The organism is Mesonia sp. HuA40 (genome assembly GCF_008017835.1).
Lineage (GTDB): Bacteria > Bacteroidota > Bacteroidia > Flavobacteriales > Flavobacteriaceae > Mesonia.
Genome location: NZ_VRLT01000017.1, coordinates 1 through 18,214 on the forward strand (window position 1 = coordinate 1; position 18,214 = coordinate 18,214).

General features: G+C 30.5%; 15 protein-coding genes. 3 read left to right on the forward strand and 12 right to left on the reverse strand.

The features are described from left to right. Window positions 1-252: 252 nt before the first annotated feature. The 7 genes from FT993_RS01830 to FT993_RS01860 all read right to left on the reverse strand — a co-directional run bounded on the left by FT993_RS01830 (window position 253) and on the right by FT993_RS01860 (window position 9,426). Entirely contained in the window at window positions 253-894 is a 642-nt protein-coding gene (locus FT993_RS01830) for a DUF6266 family protein (protein WP_147860837.1), read from the reverse strand. Window positions 895-2,393: 1,499 nt separating this feature from the next. Then, window positions 2,394-3,110, reverse strand: a complete 717-nt coding sequence (locus FT993_RS01835) for a GNAT family N-acetyltransferase (protein WP_147860838.1) — start codon at window positions 3,108-3,110, stop codon at window positions 2,394-2,396. Window positions 3,111-3,127: 17 nt separating this feature from the next. Continuing rightward, window positions 3,128-4,033 carry a DUF5655 domain-containing protein gene (locus FT993_RS01840; RefSeq protein ID WP_147860839.1) on the reverse strand — a complete coding sequence of 302 codons (906 nt, stop codon included), beginning with the start codon at window positions 4,031-4,033 and terminating at the stop codon, window positions 3,128-3,130. A gap of 10 nt (window positions 4,034-4,043) precedes the next feature. Then, window positions 4,044-6,656: a DEAD/DEAH box helicase family protein gene (locus tag FT993_RS01845; protein ID WP_147860840.1), complete on the reverse strand. Its 2,613-nt coding sequence runs from the start codon at window positions 6,654-6,656 to the stop codon at window positions 4,044-4,046. 11 nt (window positions 6,657-6,667) lie between these two features. After that, window positions 6,668-7,270, reverse strand: coding sequence for a hypothetical protein (locus tag FT993_RS01850; RefSeq protein WP_147860841.1), 603 nt, complete (start codon window positions 7,268-7,270; stop codon window positions 6,668-6,670). A gap of 5 nt (window positions 7,271-7,275) precedes the next feature. After that, window positions 7,276-9,225, reverse strand: a complete 1,950-nt coding sequence (locus FT993_RS01855; protein ID WP_147860842.1) for a site-specific DNA-methyltransferase — start codon at window positions 9,223-9,225, stop codon at window positions 7,276-7,278. Between the two features lie 12 nt (window positions 9,226-9,237). Next, entirely contained in the window at window positions 9,238-9,426 is a 189-nt protein-coding gene (locus FT993_RS01860; RefSeq protein ID WP_147860843.1) for a helix-turn-helix domain-containing protein, read from the reverse strand. 268 nt (window positions 9,427-9,694) lie between these two features. On the opposite strand from FT993_RS01860, the gene FT993_RS01865 reads away from it, so the two are divergent. Further along, window positions 9,695-10,060, forward strand: coding sequence for a hypothetical protein (locus tag FT993_RS01865; protein WP_147860844.1), 366 nt, complete (start codon window positions 9,695-9,697; stop codon window positions 10,058-10,060). Between the two features lie 6 nt (window positions 10,061-10,066). On the opposite strand, the gene FT993_RS01870 is transcribed toward FT993_RS01865, so the two are convergent. The 5 genes from FT993_RS01870 to FT993_RS01890 form a co-directional block, all read right to left on the reverse strand. Next, window positions 10,067-11,077, reverse strand: a complete 1,011-nt coding sequence (locus tag FT993_RS01870) for a DUF6371 domain-containing protein (protein ID WP_147860845.1) — start codon at window positions 11,075-11,077, stop codon at window positions 10,067-10,069. 90 nt (window positions 11,078-11,167) lie between these two features. Then, the gene (locus FT993_RS01875; protein ID WP_147860846.1) at window positions 11,168-12,658 is read right to left on the reverse strand and encodes a phage/plasmid primase, P4 family; all 1,491 of its coding nucleotides are present in this window, start codon (window positions 12,656-12,658) and stop codon (window positions 11,168-11,170) included. 85 nt (window positions 12,659-12,743) lie between these two features. Next, a complete protein-coding gene (locus FT993_RS01880; protein WP_147860847.1) occupies window positions 12,744-13,037 on the reverse strand; it encodes a helix-turn-helix domain-containing protein in 294 nt (97 codons plus the stop codon). Window positions 13,038-13,223: 186 nt separating this feature from the next. Then, entirely contained in the window at window positions 13,224-14,591 is a 1,368-nt protein-coding gene (locus FT993_RS01885; protein WP_147860848.1) for a hypothetical protein, read from the reverse strand. Window positions 14,592-14,594: 3 nt separating this feature from the next. Beyond that, entirely contained in the window at window positions 14,595-15,812 is a 1,218-nt protein-coding gene (locus tag FT993_RS01890) for a site-specific integrase (protein WP_147860849.1), read from the reverse strand. 351 nt (window positions 15,813-16,163) lie between these two features. On the opposite strand from FT993_RS01890, the gene FT993_RS01895 reads away from it, so the two are divergent. Together FT993_RS01895 and FT993_RS01900 are read left to right on the forward strand one after the other, a co-directional pair. After that, window positions 16,164-16,964 (forward strand): hypothetical protein, encoded by an 801-nt coding sequence (locus tag FT993_RS01895; protein WP_147860850.1) that lies wholly within the window; start codon window positions 16,164-16,166, stop codon window positions 16,962-16,964. A gap of 167 nt (window positions 16,965-17,131) precedes the next feature. Then, window positions 17,132-17,776, forward strand: a complete 645-nt coding sequence (locus tag FT993_RS01900; RefSeq protein ID WP_147860851.1) for a hypothetical protein — start codon at window positions 17,132-17,134, stop codon at window positions 17,774-17,776. The last annotated feature ends 438 nt before the right edge of the window (window positions 17,777-18,214 follow it).

Consider the following 18,214-nt stretch of genomic DNA (forward strand, 5'->3'; position numbering starts at 1 on the left):
GGAGAAAAATATATGACAAAACGGAGAATTTATCTCAAAAAACAAACTGAATAAAAAGCCAGTGTACAACAATGTATTATATTAAGTAACTCAATTAAGCCTTGTAAATAAAGGGTTTTGAAAGATTAAATAAAAAAAGGTACAACATAGGTCTAACATTTTACACCTTATGCAATACCTTTCTAAAATAAGTATTGAAAACAAAAAACCGCTCCTTTTTAGAGCGGTTTCTTTATATCTATTTAGTTGTTGTTAATTAGCCGTACCAGAGCCTAAATAGATACTGTTTGATACTTGATTACCATCTGCAGAAACAAACGCCATAAAAAGCTCTACAGTGTCCCCTACGTAGGTGTTTGGAATAGTTACCGTTTGAGAACCGACCGTTCTGTCAGCACCATCTAAAATATAGATTGATTCTTTTTTACTTGGGTTATAAACCAATACCATCGCTTTATCGGTTGTGTTAGCGTTACCCTCAGCCGAGTTATCTCCCCAATCAAAGGTAACCTCACCAGGTATATTCAAATCTGTAGATCCGTTTAATACACCAGATAATGTACCTCTGCTCAATAAGGCTAATGAATAATCAATAACAAAATTCGGTGCGCTGCCTGTAACCGCATTATTTAATACATAAGACATAGCAGCATTAAATTCTGTTTTCTTATTCGCAAACCCTTTGTAACCAACCTTTATAAACTCTTTGTTTGCTTGTAAGAATTCTAAAGTTACCGTAAACTTGTTTCGTTGGTTTACTTGTCCTTCTGTTCGTGGATTTGCCACGCTTGCCGGTTTAATCCTGATGTAGTCAATACCTTTCCAACTACCTCCGATTACACTGCCTACCTTACCTGATAAGCTTCCTAAAATACCCTGTGGAATTTTTCCCATTTTTATAACAATTTAAAATTAATATACGTTCGGACTTGGTACGGACTTGACAAGGCTTTAAACCCTTATAATCACTACTAAAATAACTAGATTTATGCGTTTTTGTTACTCTTTTTGGCCGTTTCGGTCGCTTTGCATTCAGGTTCCTAAAAAAGCATCGGTTTTCACTTTTTGACTAATCTTAATCGATAAAGATTTCGGTGAATTTTTCTTCCTTAATAAGATTAAAAAAAAGAGCCCCCTAAAATGGGAGCTCTGAAAGACAAACCTCTAGCCAAAAAATGCGTATTGAAAGCTCTTTATAGCCTTTATAATTTACATTAAAGCCAAAAGGATTACCTTTTGAACGTGTGCCCACGTGCAACCACCAGTTGCAGATGTGAGCTGTATATAAAATATTAAACATATTGCCTTTAAACAGGAACGGTGCGATTGGTGCAAGGGCTGTGAGTGAAAATACTACCCGCAAGGGTGGAGATTTTTGCTCAACAGGCGATAGCGTACCCTTGTGGCTCTCGCATCCGCACGCCTGTACCTTTGCTTTATGTTTGAGATTGTTATATAATTTATTTTGATTTATAATCGGTAAATTTTTAATTGAACGTTGTTATTATTCGGCAGGTAATCTAAAGGCGCGAGCCGACTGCGAGTTGAACAACGGGTGTACTAGCTAGAGGTATGTAATACCGCTAGTGCTATGTTTACACTGGTTTGGCGCAGTAATTGAATCGGTTGCAAAAAGAAAGGGCTGTTTTGCAACGGAATGAAAAGCATCGGAGCTTGCACGCTTTAAATGAATTTTTATCCTGTTTATTTGCCTTATTAAACATAACTGTAATGATATATTTAACTATTGGTTAGTGCAGGGCGAAGTGCTTGTAATGAAGTGTAAAATCAGCTCTTTTGCGCGGTTTGCAATAAGGCTTGTTTTTTTATGACCATCGGGAATAAAACAAATAAGCTTTATGCAAATATTGATGTTTCAATTACTGTGACAAACTTATCAGCCCGTTGTGATCGCAGGCTCGCACATTATGAAGCAGCGGTTGCACCCAAGTTATATACTTGCGTAGCATATCTTTATGGGTTTGGGTGCAAGAGTAGCTGCGGGTGCTGTAGGAATGGCGTGTGTGTAATACTACAAATGAATAGCTTTTGAAGCCTGAGGATGGAAGGCGTAGAAAGCGTATGAATGGTAGATGCAAGGTTTATTATGTTGTATGCTTAAAATGTGTTGAATAAGCTATTTTTAGGTGGTTTTTATTGATAATCTAAAGACCTTGCAGCTATGTATTATGAAACAAAACAGAATGACGTAAGCACACCTTATTACCTGCCACGTCTTAAACTTTAAACCAAGAAGTAAACTTTTGAAAACGGATTTAAAAAAGCGCAAAGGCAACAAGTAAAGGCTGTAATGCTGCAATGAAATGGAGGTATTACAGCTTTTACTGCGCGGAAAGCAAATAGGTATGGCTGAAATGCAATGGAAGCTATAATTATTGCTTGGGGGTTTCATTTTTAAAATTAATATCGTCTTTGATTAAATGATCGTGATACATATCTTCTAATGAATGCCTCCTAAGAGCTAATATTTCTGCTATTTCATCTAAGGGAGGGTTTTGATATTTTTTCATTTTTAGTCCTGTCGAAAATTCAAATTGAGTATGAATTTGTTGGAGTCTAATAGAAATCTCATTAATTTCATTCTTAAGCCTTTCGTATTCTTTTAATTTAATACCAGGGAATCTAATAGATAAATTTTCATTAGTAAAATCAAATTGATCACTCAATAGGACATAAACAACATTATCAATGTTTTTAAACCCTACTTTTTTAGCTACGGCGGCTGACGCTAACGCATCATTATCTTCTGTATTAGGTATTGTTATTTTAATTTTTTCATAATTCATCTCACTAAATAAAAAAGGTAAAATAGCAGTATTTAATGCATTAGTGAGATAGCCTTTATTTCTTTCTGATTCTAAAATATACCAATGCAAGTTGGCTCCCAAAATTTGAATTGCACCCGCATAGCTTTTATTTTCTTTTATAAAAAAGAAATTTGACTCTATTTGATGATTTGGTTCTAATTCGTACCATACTTTGCCATATTCAACATTGTCTGAAATCTGATATTTATACACTTTATATACGGGCTGACTTATAGTACCATTTAATTGGTTTATAAGGTTTTTTATAGATTCATTAGTCATAAGCTTTACTTTTTATATTAATTTAATGTTTGTTTTATCAAACTCATTATGTATTCTAAATCTTTAGTGTTTTTGATTATAGTTTCATAATCACCGTTACCCCAATGGCCTGTTTTAGAAACATCACGCATTAATCCTTTAGGGTCTTCAAGCTGTCCTATTTGTAGATTAATGAATAGTTTTAGCCCTTTCTTAAGTATTACGATGTCTGATATGTTCTTATCTTTCTTAAAGGCGATGTATAACTTTTTGGGTTCAATTTCTATATCATCTGTGAGGTTTAAAATGGCCTCTTTAAATTCTTCGTATAATTCAATGACCTCGTCTGATTTATTAGCTAAGTGATCTTCTTCGGTGTAAACCTTTATTTCTTTAGTTACCGATTCTAATTTGGAATTAGAAGAAGTGATAGGTTTGATACTTTCAGCCGCTTTACTTTTCTTGATTTGATTGACGCTAATTAAATTGTTTTCGTAGCGTTTGACTTCCCATAGTTCAATAGCAATATCTTTAAAGTTGGTTGCTGTCTTTTGGTTTTCTGTAAAGCTAGTTGAGACAAAAACTACCCTGGTTTGGCTCCAGTCTACTTCAGAACGCTTTAAGTTGGCCTTAAGCGTTTCGTTATACTCAACAATAAAATCTGCTTTATTTTCAAGCATTAAGCTTAAATAGGTAAAGCCTTGATCTACGACACTTATATTCTTACTTCGTTTATATTCAATTATAATAAAAGCCTTTGTCTCGGGGTCGAAAGCTAAAGTATCAATGCGTTTATTTTTGATAGAAAATTCTGATTTTACCAAGTGTAAATCCATCAACTCATTTAAATTAGTTTCAAATACCTGCTGAATATCCTTTTCTAATTTAAAAGGCTTTTCCTTTATTTTTACAAGGGTTGAAGATTTAGAGTTGTATAAATGCATATGTTAAAAATTATAGTTTTAAAGACTCTTTAAATGCTGTATCAAACTCCGTTTTCTTTTGAGTTTCATTATATAGTGGCATTCCCAATAGTTTAAAATCTTTATTTTTAAATAAGGTCTCTAACTTATACACACTATGGATTTGTTTTAGAAAATTTTCTTTAATTGTACTATCTTCATTTGTTAATCTATCACCACCTTTTGGTTCAATAAACACTTGATACATTAAAGATTTTTCATTTATTTTTTTCTTTAGATGTAATAAGAAATCTGGCTCAAATGCTTGACCTTCTTCAAAAGTGTAAAGTGTAAAGTGTCTTTCATTTCTTAAAAGATAAATCTCATCATATTTATTCTTTAAAGATGGTAATGCCTGCTTAATATATTTTACCAAATATTTTTCTTCAGATGTACCGTAATTATCATTGAAAGCAAACCATTCTTCTTTTGATAAATCAATAAATAAATCTTGGTTTGTGGTTTCTGATTGAGCTATACCATATTCTTGGTCACCTTCTTCATTAACAACAATATTCATTGTTTTTTCTTTAAAGGTATAAGAAACGCCTTGTGGCTTAAATACTTTACTACCTTTAAACTCTACCGAACCTTGTGGTATTAATTTTGAAATATCATCAAAAGCTTTTATAGTAGCTTCTAATTTCATTTCATTTGTTGGGTTATTAACCTGTTCAGAAGTTCCTTCTAATTGAACTTGTATTTTATTTAAATATTTATCTGATGTTAAAAACTCTGTTATTGATTTTAAATGAGGAAAGTAACGTTTAAGATTATTGAACCTATAAAAAGGCAATTTATTTAACGCTTTCAGCCTTATTGAATATGAAAATTCGTTAATCTTATAAATTCTCGAATCTTTTTGAACAGTCATTTCAAGATTATTCCCAAAAGCAGTAGTTAAAGAGGAATAGCCTGTTAATAGCTTTTTCGTAGAAATTTTATCAATAATAGTTTTATCTAATTCGTGAATATCTGAACGGTCATAAACTTCTCTTTCGTTTATATATACTACACCTGTTTTATAAAAATCTGATTGCTTAAAATCATCTTTAAGTTTTAAAGTTTTTTTGACAGACTTTGAAGCCTTAATTCCAATTTCTTCTAATGCTTTATTTAATTCAGAAATGTATTTAGGATTATGTGCAGAGTGATAATATAATTCTTCGCAAATACGCATTTCATTATTTAAATCCTCATCATATTTTCTTTTGTACAACGGTTGCTCATCAGATAATTGGAATGGACAATACCTTGCACCTCTACCTATTAATTGAGCTTCTGACATTGTTGTTTTGCCAACCTTACCTGATTTGTGGTCTGCATCTCTCGTGTTATATAAACGAACAATATCAAATAAATTAAGAACATCCCATCCCTCATTTAATTTATCAACTGCAAAAATCGCTCTATACTCATTATCTTCATCCTCTAAACTATTAACAATTAATTGCTTTTCATCACTATCATTTTTACTATCTACTGCAATGCAATTGTTTTTTGAGAAATCTTCTTTAAGTTCTGTAATAAGGTTTTCGGTTGTTATATTTTTAGAATCAAAATATTTAAATACATTTTGAATTATTTGATTACTACTATTACTTCTTAATTTATTGATTGTTTGAACTGTAAGTGATTTAATGCCATTTACATATTCCTCAAAAAAAGCTTGACTATCTTTAATTGTTTTAGATTTTAGAAGTATTACAGGTTTTATGTGAATTTGATTATTTTCAAAAATCTTTCTGCGAAATTGATTCAATATGGTTGCTTGTAATGCTCTTTCAAAAGGCTCTAACTCTGCCTGTAATACTTGTACTTCTTTAGAATATTTATCCTTTCTGAATTGTTTTAAAGGGTAATCAAATAAAAGTTTATCGTGATATTTTTTATTTATTTCTTCATTTGCTAAATCAGCTGTAGCAGTAAATTCTAATAAGTAGTTATCAGGGTTTGAATTAAAAATCTTATTAACAGTACCTTCCCAACTTAAAATACTATCAACCTCATTTTTAGTTTTCTTACCTTTTTTCGTTTCTGCATTAATATGATGGGCTTCATCAGATAGTAAAACAACTTTTTTATCTACAAAATCTTCATAAGTAAGACTGTTTTCTTTTGGCGTGTTTAAACGTGTATGTAAACCTTGTATAGTCGTAAAAACAATATTAATATCATCTTGATTAGCTGCTTCAAAATTATCAACTTCTTTAATTTCAACTTTTCTATCAGCAATTGATATAGTCTCATTAAATAGATATTTTGAAGATAAAGTGTTTAAAAAATTATCTCTGGTTTTATCAATAATATTAGAACTATTTACAAAAAAAATAAAGTTACGATACCCTTTCTCATATAAATCTAATATAGTACCCGCCATAACTAAAGTTTTACCACTACCTGTTGCCATATGAAACAATAATTGTATTGGTTTTACTTTATTAGGATATTGATTAATATAATAATTAAACCTTGCAAATGCCTCTAACTGATAGGGTCTTATTTTAAATTTTGGGTTTAAGTTATTACTAATATGCGCATTAACTTCAATAGGAATAAATCCCATTGTTATTGCCGCAGTTATTTTTTGTTCTAATGTTTGCATTAAAATTTTTATTATATAAATCCATTTTGAGATATTACTATATCATTCCCAAATAATTCTATTAAAAAAGATATTTCAATAGGGAAAAATGATGATGAACCATCACGATTATATTTTACAGGACATTCGATAATCCTAACACCATTGTTTTCAATTATCCTACAAAAATTTCTATTATTATCTCTAATTATTATTTCACCATTATCAATTTTAGAATATACCTTTTCTAAATCAATAAGCGCATATTTTAAAAAACTTGTACAACTTGGAAGATTAGATTTTAAACAATTTGTTATTCCATATGTAAAAAATTGAGCCTGCATCTTGTAATATTCAGATTCACGCCTATCCGCGTGCATATTACCGTCTCTTCTGTATCTTATAGTAAAGTCAGAATATTGTCTATACTTACTTTCTCTAAATCTTTCTTGTACAGTTTTAATTTGTCCGTTATGCCTAAAAACATAATCAATGCCATTTTGCATATCAATTTGTTCAGCAAAATCTTCATTTAAATTAACCTGTTCCCAGTTTAGCGGATTGTAAATATTTGGAATTGCTACGTTGTTGTGAATGTAGTTTGTAAATTGTCTATCAGAGATATAAGGACTCATAAAAATTATTTTAAATTATAAAATTGGTTGTTTATTTCAATAGTTTTGGAATCGATATTATTATCTACATCTTCAATTTCAGAATAATTAACATAAAGTTCATTTTTATCTAAAAAGTCTAATAAAATATTTTTCTGTGACTCTATATCTAAATTTTTAAATGAGTTAATATTTTCTTTTAGTAAAGAAGTGGATAATTTATAGCTACTATAAGGATTTTGAATAATTGAATCATATAATCTTGTAACATCCTGATTATTGTTTGCTACTTCAATTTCATCAATATATTTAGCATTATTTTTAGCAATTTCAGCGTAGACAAAATCACCACCACCTTTCCAATTTAAATTTTTAGAAACGCCTGAAGAATCACCTTTAATAACATTACATAATCTTGATACACTATCGTTTTCACCATAATCCATTTGCTCTAAACCAATATACTTCCTACCCATTTTATGCGCTACAGCAGCTGTAGTTCCACTACCCAAATGATAATCTAAAACAATATCACCAGGTGAAGTAGTCATTTGAATAATTCTACTTAATAATTTCTCTGGTTTTTTTCCGTTACTAAATTTTACACCGCCTTCACTTGATGGTGTTGTTCCAATATCCACCCATAAATCTGATGCTAAAACACCAAAATAATTCTTGTTATCTTCATTTACTGTACGTTCTTCTAATGGTACAAAAACACCACCATTATAAATAAGAACTATATTATTTAAAGAATTTATATATTCTTCAACAATGCCTTTTTCCTTATTAGCTAAAGCAAAAGTTTTAAATTTATCACCAGCTTTTTTAATATTTTTTTCTAATGAATAAATATTCTTTGAGTTAGCTAAAGCATAATTTTCAAATGCCTTATTTGCCAATAAATCTCTTTCCTTTTTTGGAATATTGAGGTCATTATATTTTTCTTTAAACTTTTTAGACAAGTCAGTAACGGTATAGCCCGATTTACTTTTTACAACTTCATACCTATAGTTAGTATTAAAATCTGTTTTTGTATAAAATGGATTAAATCTAAAACTGTTAGATTTTGAATAAAAAAGTATATATTCTTTAACCTTAAATAAACGCTCACCTCTTTTAACATTTATAGCGTTAACACCGCTCTCTGTACTTGATTTCAGAACTATAGCCTCTCTAAAGTGTTCTCTTCCAAAAACTTCATCACATAAAACTTTTAAATAAGCAAATTCGCTATCATCAACTTGAATGAAGAAAGCACCATCTTTACTTAAAAGCTTCCAAGCAATTTCTAATCTATTCTTCATAAAAGTCAACCAAGTAGAGTGGTTAAAACTATCATTGTATTGAAAGCTGTCATTCCCTGTATTATAAGGTGGGTCAATGTAAATAAGTTTTACTTTTTCTTTATAAATGTGTTTTAAAGAGTGAAGAGCTATTAAATTATTGCCTTTAATAATGAGATTATCTGTTATTGAAATATTATCTAAATCACTAACGCCTTCTTTATTATAACGTTTCCAATTAATTAATGCTTTTGGGTTAAACAACCTATCTATTTCATCCGGTGCTAATGTCTCATTCCAAAAAATTTCTTTTCTTCTTTGGTCTTCTTTGGTTTGACCACCTTCTAAAACACAGTCTTTGTAAGCCCAAGTTAGAACTACTTCTTTGGCTTCAGTTAGATATTCTTCATTAGCAGTTAAGCCTATTTTGTTTTTATATGCCGTGTAACTATCGGGTAAAAACTGCTTGTTTGATACAAATTTTTGGAATTTGATTTTATCAAAAATTAAGATATTATCTATTTCTTGAAAGAATGTTTTTTTAGATATTTCATCTTCAATAAGCAAAGAAAGTAATTCACAATCTAATTTCAATGCTGCTTCTACAACGACATTTTTGAATAGTTTACCTTCTTTACAAAACTTTTCGTTTTCTTCTAATATGTTTTTTATATGATTGAATAAGTTCATTTATGATAATATTTATTTTGTATCTAATAATTCTTTTGGGTCAACGTTTAAAATTTTGGCAATTTCATAAAGCACCTCTAAACTGGGCTGTGCCCTGTTCTGAACATAACCATTAACAGTATTGAAGCTTTTTCCAAGCTTTTCAGCTAACCACACCTGTTTGATGCCTTTTTCTTCTAAAACTTCTTTTATACGGTTCATAAGGGAAAATTTGAATCACTAAATATATATATTTTGCTTGACAATAATATAACGTAATTCGATATATTCTTGATTAACATAGTAAAGTAGAGACTTATTTATTTTAGAGAAAATATATTAATAAAGCCTTTGATATGATTAACTGCATCAATAATATATTAAATGCATCATTTGTAAATAATTAACTTATTTATTTTCTCATACCTCAAACAATGAACAGTTAAATAATAAGACTATATTTACTTAATCATCAAATACTTATAAAGCTATGCGTTACTTAATTATTTTCATTTGTCTAGTTTCACCTAACCTTTTTGCCCAAGATAGCGTTATTTCCGTTAACGAAGCCAGTAATTATATTGGACAGGAAGTTATCGTACAAGGTAAAGTAGATCAAGTTGTTCATTTAACTAGTGTACGTGGTAAACCAACTTATTTTAATATGGGCGGCAATTACCCAAATCAAAAACTTACTTTATTACTATGGGATAGTAATGAGCACAAATTCATTAAAGGAACACAGTTCTATGAGGGTAAAATAATAAAGGTTATAGGCACTATAGAAACTTATCGGGGTAAGCCTCAAATAATCATTCGTGAACCTGAACAGATTGAGGTTTTGGAGGGATATTAAGCGTGCCTAATCTTTTTTAAAATGACGCCAATCTAATTGTATTAAATAGTCTGCTAAATCTTTGCCTTTTTTTCTGTCATTTAAAGTTGCATACTTTTCTAAAAGATTTGACATTTTAAAACTTGTGTTTTGCATCTTTAATTGAATAGCATCAATTTTTTTGTTCCATAATTCGTAGGCTTTACCCCCTTCTGCTAGATCGGGGAATAAGAAAACCTTTCTACCTCTTAAAGCAGTACATTTTTTAAGATTTAAACTACTTAAATTATAAACTGCAAGCCATATATAATTGGTGGCTGTCTCTGGAAAACCGAAGTACAAAGCACCATATATAGCTGTTTTAGGCGCTTCAACAAGAGCAACTGGATTAGTTGGGTAACGGTTTAACAAGTGCTCCCCAAATAAACAAGATACTTTTGTATCATTTTGGTTATATTCTTTAAGCCAATTTGGTAATTTCTTATTAAATTTTATATAATTTTTAGTCATTATGGAATGTAAAAAATCTGTACCAATAGTATGGTTGTTTTTATCAAATTGCTTTACCTGTACTGTTCTTACGTTATTGTGTAAATCAATAAAAGGAAAAGTAATTGCACCTTTTCTATAACCTTTTGAAATAGTACCTAAATGATAAAGTGCTATTATTTTTTCTATTTCTTTTTCATTAAACGGAAAAGGCACATTATACAATAAATTCTGAATGAATACATTCTTGTTATAATTTTGACGCGTTTTATAGAGAATTTCTTTCGGAAAAAATACTGTTTTTTGCCTTTTTATAGGTTTTAATCTTTGAAGGTTAACAACAGTAGTGGATGCGTTGTTTTTATGATAACCATTTTTATAGGGGTTTAAATGATAACCACAATTAATTTCTCTATCACAACGACCGTATTCATTAGGAAGGTGCTCATTAGTTTCAATATTAATGTATTTTACAAATCTTTTTTTAGAACAGGATGGACATTGGTATTTCTTACTGGCTTTCTCAAGCTTATACTTATAGTCTTGCATAAAAAAGTTTTTTTTAAGGTTACTTTTAATAACAAAAATAATCGGCCGAGTTATCTTAGTTATTTTTATTACCAGTGTTAAACAATATTTTTAGAACGGTAAACCATTGGTAACGAAAGCCGCTAGTTTATTACCAGCGACACGCTCAACAATTATATCAAAGCTTCTGAGACGTTTAGAAAAATTGACCTTGTTAACAGGTTTATATCCATCTTCCAAGCAATATTGCCTATAGCGAGGATATAGCTCTTTAATTAGTGTAAATTCTGTTGCAGAGACCTCGTAGTCTTCTTCTTCGATAAACATTTTCACACTATCCGATTGGGTTTTGTATTGTGCTACAGCTTTTTCTGCCGCTTCACATTTAGAAAAACCTTTTTGTTCTAATAGTCTAAATAAACCTTCAAGCACCCAGTTAAATACACCAGAAAGCTCATTATCGATTATTTTGGTATGCAAATTTTTATCTTGTTCTTCTGGTGGAATAGTTACATCAAAGGGTATTATTAAAAATCTTCTAAAAAAAGCGTTTGTTTGTTCTACCTCTTTTGGAAGTTCGTTACAGTTAAAAATCAGTTTAGCATATTGCTTTAACGTGAATGGTTGACCGTAAGGCAAACGCGCTTCAACTGGTTCACCAGACACTAGCTGTTTAAATATAGAACTTTCCAGTTTGCCATTTATTTCACTTGCATAATTAACTAATTTGTTGGCAATTTTTGCTCTAAAGTAACCTGTATCATTCGTTAAGCTTTGCAAAGAAAAGTTACTAATATTAGCATCACCCAATAAAGCACTTACAATTTCAAAAAAAACTGATTTACCATTGGCACCAGTACCATATAAAATAAGGGCCTTTTCTTCCTTGAGTGTTCTACTATTATTTTTAATAAAAATGAAACCTAAGTATTCAGCTAACACCCTCTGACGCTCTTTATCCGGCAATACCTTGTCGAGATATGCGGTGAATATAGGGGCTTGTGCATTTTTATTATATTCAAATGGCAACTGATAGGTTAAGAAGTCTTCTCTGTCGAATGGTCTTAATTTTACACCTTTTGGGTTGATTTCGAATGTCCCGTTTTTTAAATTAATCTGCACTTTATCTACGGACATTTCTTTGCGTTGTAAATAGGCAGCAGATAGAAATTGTTCAAATAATTCTTTTTTGAATTTATAATACCTGGCAGAAAATTTTGGAACACTCATAATTTCTGCAGCTTCACCCAAGAATTGCTGAAAACTTTCTTTATCTACTTCATTCCAAAAGGAACCATTGTACAGGTATATAAAACCTTGATTTTTACATAAACCCCAATCGTTTTTCTTAGCAATAAAAAGCACATTTTCTATAGCTATGACAGTGTAATGTTTATTGCTTATTTTAAAACTATCCTCTTCTCCGGGATTAGCTTTTTTCTCAAAATCTAAAGGTTTAAACTGTTCTAATAATTTTTTTAGCAATAGGCTATGGCATTCTCCTGTAATTTCTTTTAAAGAATTAAGGTGATTTTTATAGGTTTCAGGATTATCTAAACTATCAAAATTTGGTCTTATTTTTTTATTATTAGGATTTTTCATTTTGTACGGCTTTAAATTAATATAGGGTGTAATAAGATGGCTTGAGAGAGTAGGGCTGACTACTTTCATAAGTGTAGGTTCTGGATTAATAATTATTTCTTTTTGAGTTAAATGCTTTGCGGTAGTTATTGTCTAATAACTTTTGCACATCACTCATACGGTAATAGATTTTGGAACCTATTTGAGAAAAAGAAATAACACCTTCATCACGCCAAGTTTGCGCTGTACGTTTACTGATATTCATCAGTTGTAAGAATTCTTGATTGTCTAGAAAAACTTCTTTAGGAGATTTCTGTTTCTCTTCTAGTTTTTTGTTTAGCTCGTCTAAACGATTTACTAGATCTGTGTACTGCTCTGTACTTAAAATAATTGCTTTCATTTGACATATAATTTTATGATTATGAATAGCAAAGATTGTATGGAAGTGAGGCTAAAAACACTTTATAGACAAAGGCTTAGAGTGAGGTGTAGAGTGTAGAGTGGAAATAAAAAACAGTTAACCTGAGAGAGATTAACTGTAAAATTTGGATAAAATAATTTTATACTGCGCTTTAAGTATAGAGTGTTATTTTAGTGTATTTAATGCTGAATCGATGTTTTTTGAAGTAGATGGAACTTTTTGGGTTCTCAATTTGGTACGATTATATGGCTCGCCGTTTTCTTGAATAAAACAGTTTATAGTTACTACCCATTGCTGTTGCTTTAAATCTTTAACAAGTTTTAATTCATTATGCAGTTGTTTTATGAAATATGAAAGTTCACTAATCTTACCAGCCCAAACGATAGGCTTTTCAATAGCTTCACCGCTAAACACTTTCCTAAAGTCACTCAAAGTAGTTTGTTCTGAGATCATTTCAATCCTTATCAGAGATTTTCTCAAGTCTGTAAGCTTAGACTCGTTTTTGTAGTAATCTTCTAAGGTAAATGAGTTGGGTTTATTTTTAGTGCGACTTGTTTTATGCGAGTGTTTTTCTTTTAATTTACCAGAACTATAAGTATGGTTTAACAGCTCGTTAGCGGCTAATTGAGACTCTAAGGTAGAGATTTTGTTATTTAGAATTACGGTATATTCAGCTATTGCAAGACCTTCAAGTTCGCGAGATAGTTTTAAAGATGAAATTGCATTTTTGATGGCATTTATAAAATGAATTTTATCTTCAGGTAATATTTGTTTATAAGTATTAATTATTGTGTTTAAGTGGCTCTTTTTAAAATTAAGGCAAATATTTTTTAAGTTTTTCGCTTTACATTCTTCGTAACCTAGTTCTTTTAAAAAACTAGTGCTCATTTTCTCTTGCCAATAGCACAATTTATCAATATTCTTCAAAGATTTTGGTAAGATTGAGTTGTAATACTGCTGAAGCATCTCCCTTTTTTCTAAGCCTGAGCTGAACAATGCGACTGCTTCTTTGCGGTACTGTTCCTCCTTCTTTTGAGTTTCTTCAAGGAGCTTGAATATATCGATAGACAATTCCTCAGTTAATTGAGGTAAATCTAAAAGGTCCCTAATAATCCAAGTTACTTTTTTGCAGTTTTTAATAAAGTTATATAGCCAGTATAATTTAAAAGTATTAAAATCCTCAGGAATATGGTTACTCAATGTAGGTCTATTATTTTTTTCTTTTGCCCTATAACTTAAAATATAGGAATACTCTTGGTTTTCATCAACTGAAGAGAAATCTAAATTAATGTTGTTGGATTTAGTTCTTATTGCCCTATCAAGATTTTTTAAAATTAAATTGATGTATTTTTCATCTGCGTTTATTATTTCCTGTTGTACATCAGAATAATTAGGATCTGCCAAAAACTCAAATTCATATTCATATTCGATAAAGGCAATTTTAGATGGTGTTAATTCTTCGAATGGTATATCTAAAGCATATTGAGATAGGTCGTAAAAATCTCCTATTAAAATGTGGTCTTCGTCTCTCATAATTTAATTAATATATTTATCTACTGCGTTATCTAATTCACTACCTATTATTTTTGCATACACTTGCGTGATACCAATGTCTGAATGGTCCATAAGTTTAGATACGTGTTCTATTCGCATACCATTGTTTAAAGCTCTCGTAGCAAATGTATGTCGGCTAATATGAAAGGATAAATTAAATGGTAGTTCTAGCTCTTTACCCATACGACTTAAATACATATTACTTAATGAAATTGCTCTATTGGTTATTAAACTTCTGTGTTCTCTATCTTTAAAATAATGTTCATCCACACTGGCAAATGGAAAAACTATATCGTTTTGCTTTTGGTCTTTGGTTCTGTATTTCTCAATAATATCAACCGCTTTTTGTCCAATCTTTAAACTGTGCTGTCTTTTGGTTTTCCTTATGGTTTTTGTAATTCTGTGATTCTTGCTATCGTAGTTTTTCCATTGCAATTCGATAACATCACCAAAACGTAAGCCTCCAGAAAAAACTGAAAAGATAAACATATCTTTAATAACTTGGGCTTTATGTTCTTGTGGAACCTCTAAATTAATTAATGCTTCAAACTGCTCTTCGTTTAAATAACGCTTTGTAGGCTTGTTTTTCTTTACTTTAAACTTTGTAAAGGGTGAGAGTTCGTTGGAGATTAAATCTTCGCTTTTAGCCTCTCTAAACATTAAATTAAGGATTCTAAACGCATAGTTAATAGTGGTGTTATTGTTACCTAACTTAGAGCTGCAATATGAAGCATATTTTTTTAAAGTTGTGGCTGTAATATCATCAAACATTAATTCGCGATGGCCTATAAATCTTTCAAACTTTTCGATGTTGTTCTTATAACTTCTATAAGTTGATAACGCAACAGTGTCTTTTAGTTTCTCGCATCTATCATACGCGAAGTCAAAGAAGTTTATTAAAGGTTTACCCTTTATGGCTTCTTTTAATCTTCTAGCAGATGTGGATTGGTTCCTTCTTTCAAGGTCTGCAATCTCACCTTCTGCATCCGCAATCTTTTTTGAAAGGTATGCGTTTAATCTTGTCGAAGATTTATGGTTCTTTTTGACTTTTTGTTTAACTTCATCCCATTCATTAGGTTGTAATTTTACACTTAAGGAAATGAACTTAGTTTTTCTGTTTTTGATTACACGTAAATAAAGCGGTGCAAGTCCGGCTTTATCTAGTTTGTTTTTTCTTAAAACTAGTTTGATTGAAGACATAAGGCTCTGGTATTTAGACTGTGCAAATGGGTGCAAAGTGTTACTAAGGTACAACAAAGGGTACAACAAACCTAATATTTACTAGCATTTTATTGCATTATTTTGCATTAGCTAAAAACCCAAAACCCTTATAAATAGGGGGTTTTAAAGCAATTTGATAAAAATGAGTGATAATGCTATATAACAATGTATAACCGCAATTACGGCGGATTCGACTACGTCCGAATCCACTCGGAATTGCTAACGCCAGTACTTAACCGAAAATCATTAACTTTAATCCCGTAACTGACGGTTATACGGGACCGTTGGCAAACATTTAACGAAAACCATAAAACAAACAAAAACCCGAATATGAAAAACATTACAACATTATTATTTCTACTAATTTCAATCGCTACATTTTCTCAAGAACAGTTTTTTGTTGGAGAAGATTCAGAATTATTAATTGGAAAAACATTGACTTTAAAAGAGGGGAAATCATTTTACTCTGGATTTTACAAAGACAGTAAAATAAAGAAATTATTATACAAAGATGGAGTTGGAAACAATCCTGACAAACTTAAAAGACTGGAATTTACTGTTACTGGAACAATGGAAAATCCGAATAAATATAATCTTGGAAAAGATTTAGTTTTAGTTCTTGAAAATGAAAAAACTGGAAAAGTTTACTATGCTTACGACCCGAAACACGCAGATTTGTTTTTATTAGATGTTGTCGGAGGTTTAACACCACCAGAGGGTTTTTTATGCAAAAGACTTGAATCGGAAAAAGATAAATTCTCATCAAAAACAACAACAAGAACACCTACACAATACGAGTATTCAATTTCAAAAATTGAGGAAAACGGAGAAAATACAATTTATTTAAGATTGCAATCATATGGAACAACTTTAAACATTAATAAAAAAGGATTAAAGATTCTATTTTCAGATGGAACAGTAATTGAGAAACCTGATGTTGATGTTAAATACAAAAGTGCTTCTGGAACTAAAGGTTGGACTTATAGTTGCTTTATTAGACTTGAAGAAGAAGATATAAAAACATTAACTACGAAAACAATAACTGATTATTCATTATATATTTACGAAAGAGAAATGAAAAGTGCGAACGCTCTTGAATTGAGAGAATATTTAAAATGTATGACTGAATAAAAAACGATTTGCCAACACCGTGTATAATTAATTGCTTGGTTCTAGACTACTTACGAAAATCCTCGCGGATTTTCTATTCGGTTTTTATTTACTAAATTCCGTGCTTAACCACGCAACTAATCATACACAAACACGTTGTACAACATTTGACAAAAAACCAAGCCGAATTGAAAAAAACTATTGTATTTGCTTTCTTAATTGCGACTTCTTTAATGTTTGGACAAATTCAGAAAAAGTTCTTCGTTGAAGACGTTAAGGATATCGAATATGTAACCGTAAATTTTTGTGTTGATAACGATGCGAAAATTAGTGAGGTTACAATTGTAAAGGAAAAGACAACCTATGAAAATGAATATAACATTGAGCAGTTGCGCCAATACTTATTAGGTGTTCAATATTATCCAAACAGTAAACTTAAAAACAATTGTTACGATTCTACTTTTGAGTTTATAAATTACGAATACGAAAATAAAACTCTGAACGAAACGGAATGTAAAGCTTGCGAAAAATTCAAAACTGGAATTTACCAATATAAACACGTTCTCTATCGGGACACAAAAATTAAACGGAAAAGAAAAGTTCAGAGAAAAATATTCAAAGGAGGCAAACAGGTTTATTATATAAAATGGATTTCTGATTGTCATTATGTTTTAACTTATAAAAAAATGACTGAACCACGTTTAAAACATTTGATTGGAAAAGAAATTGACGTCCAAATCATTGATGTTTTGGAAGACGGAAGTTATGTGTATAGGTCAAAGGCAAATTTTGAGGAAAAAGTGGACTATGGAATTATTAAAAAAGTGCAATAAAAAACGTTGTACAACAATGTATAACCGCAATTACGGCGGATTCGACTACGTCCGAATCCACTCGGAATTGCTAACGTCAGTGCTTAACCGAAAACATTAACTTTAAACCCGTAACTGACGGTTATACTAGACCGTTGGCAAAAATACCTCGGAATGAAAAGCAAAGCGGAATAATAATGAATACGATTGCTTGAAAAGATGAAGTAAAAAACAAAAATTAGTTCTTAAAAGAAATAACTGACTTAAAAAAAGAACAGCGGAATTGAATAGCATTACGCGGAATGAAAAGCACAACGCTGAAAAAAATGAATAAAACAATATCGTGCAAAAAAATAAAAAGCGAATTTAAAAATTAAGCGGAATTAAGGTCGAATCAAAAATTTGAAGTAAACGAAAAAAAGATATTAAAATCTACGTTTTAAAAATAATTAAGTTCAG

Bases quoted from the DNA above. Each gene is read 5' to 3' on its own strand.
- FT993_RS01850 (WP_147860841.1), bottom strand. From the start codon at position 7,270: ATGAGTCCTTATATCTCTGATAGACAATTTACAAACTACATTCACAAC.
- FT993_RS01875 (WP_147860846.1), bottom strand. From the start codon at position 12,658: ATGAAAAATCCTAATAATAAAAAAATAAGACCAAATTTTGATAGTTTA.
- FT993_RS01835 (WP_147860838.1), bottom strand. From the start codon at position 3,110: ATGACTAATGAATCTATAAAAAACCTTATAAACCAATTAAATGGTACT.
- FT993_RS01830 (WP_147860837.1), bottom strand. From the start codon at position 894: ATGGGAAAAATTCCACAGGGTATTTTAGGAAGCTTATCAGGTAAGGTA.
- FT993_RS01865 (WP_147860844.1), top strand. From the start codon at position 9,695: ATGCGTTACTTAATTATTTTCATTTGTCTAGTTTCACCTAACCTTTTT.
- FT993_RS01890 (WP_147860849.1), bottom strand. From the start codon at position 15,812: ATGTCTTCAATCAAACTAGTTTTAAGAAAAAACAAACTAGATAAAGCC.
- FT993_RS01845 (WP_147860840.1), bottom strand. From the start codon at position 6,656: ATGCAAACATTAGAACAAAAAATAACTGCGGCAATAACAATGGGATTT.
- FT993_RS01855 (WP_147860842.1), bottom strand. From the start codon at position 9,225: ATGAACTTATTCAATCATATAAAAAACATATTAGAAGAAAACGAAAAG.
- FT993_RS01860 (WP_147860843.1), bottom strand. From the start codon at position 9,426: ATGAACCGTATAAAAGAAGTTTTAGAAGAAAAAGGCATCAAACAGGTG.
- FT993_RS01885 (WP_147860848.1), bottom strand. From the start codon at position 14,591: ATGAGAGACGAAGACCACATTTTAATAGGAGATTTTTACGACCTATCT.
- FT993_RS01880 (WP_147860847.1), bottom strand. From the start codon at position 13,037: ATGAAAGCAATTATTTTAAGTACAGAGCAGTACACAGATCTAGTAAAT.
- FT993_RS01895 (WP_147860850.1), top strand. From the start codon at position 16,164: ATGAAAAACATTACAACATTATTATTTCTACTAATTTCAATCGCTACA.
- FT993_RS01870 (WP_147860845.1), bottom strand. From the start codon at position 11,077: ATGCAAGACTATAAGTATAAGCTTGAGAAAGCCAGTAAGAAATACCAA.
- FT993_RS01840 (WP_147860839.1), bottom strand. From the start codon at position 4,033: ATGCATTTATACAACTCTAAATCTTCAACCCTTGTAAAAATAAAGGAA.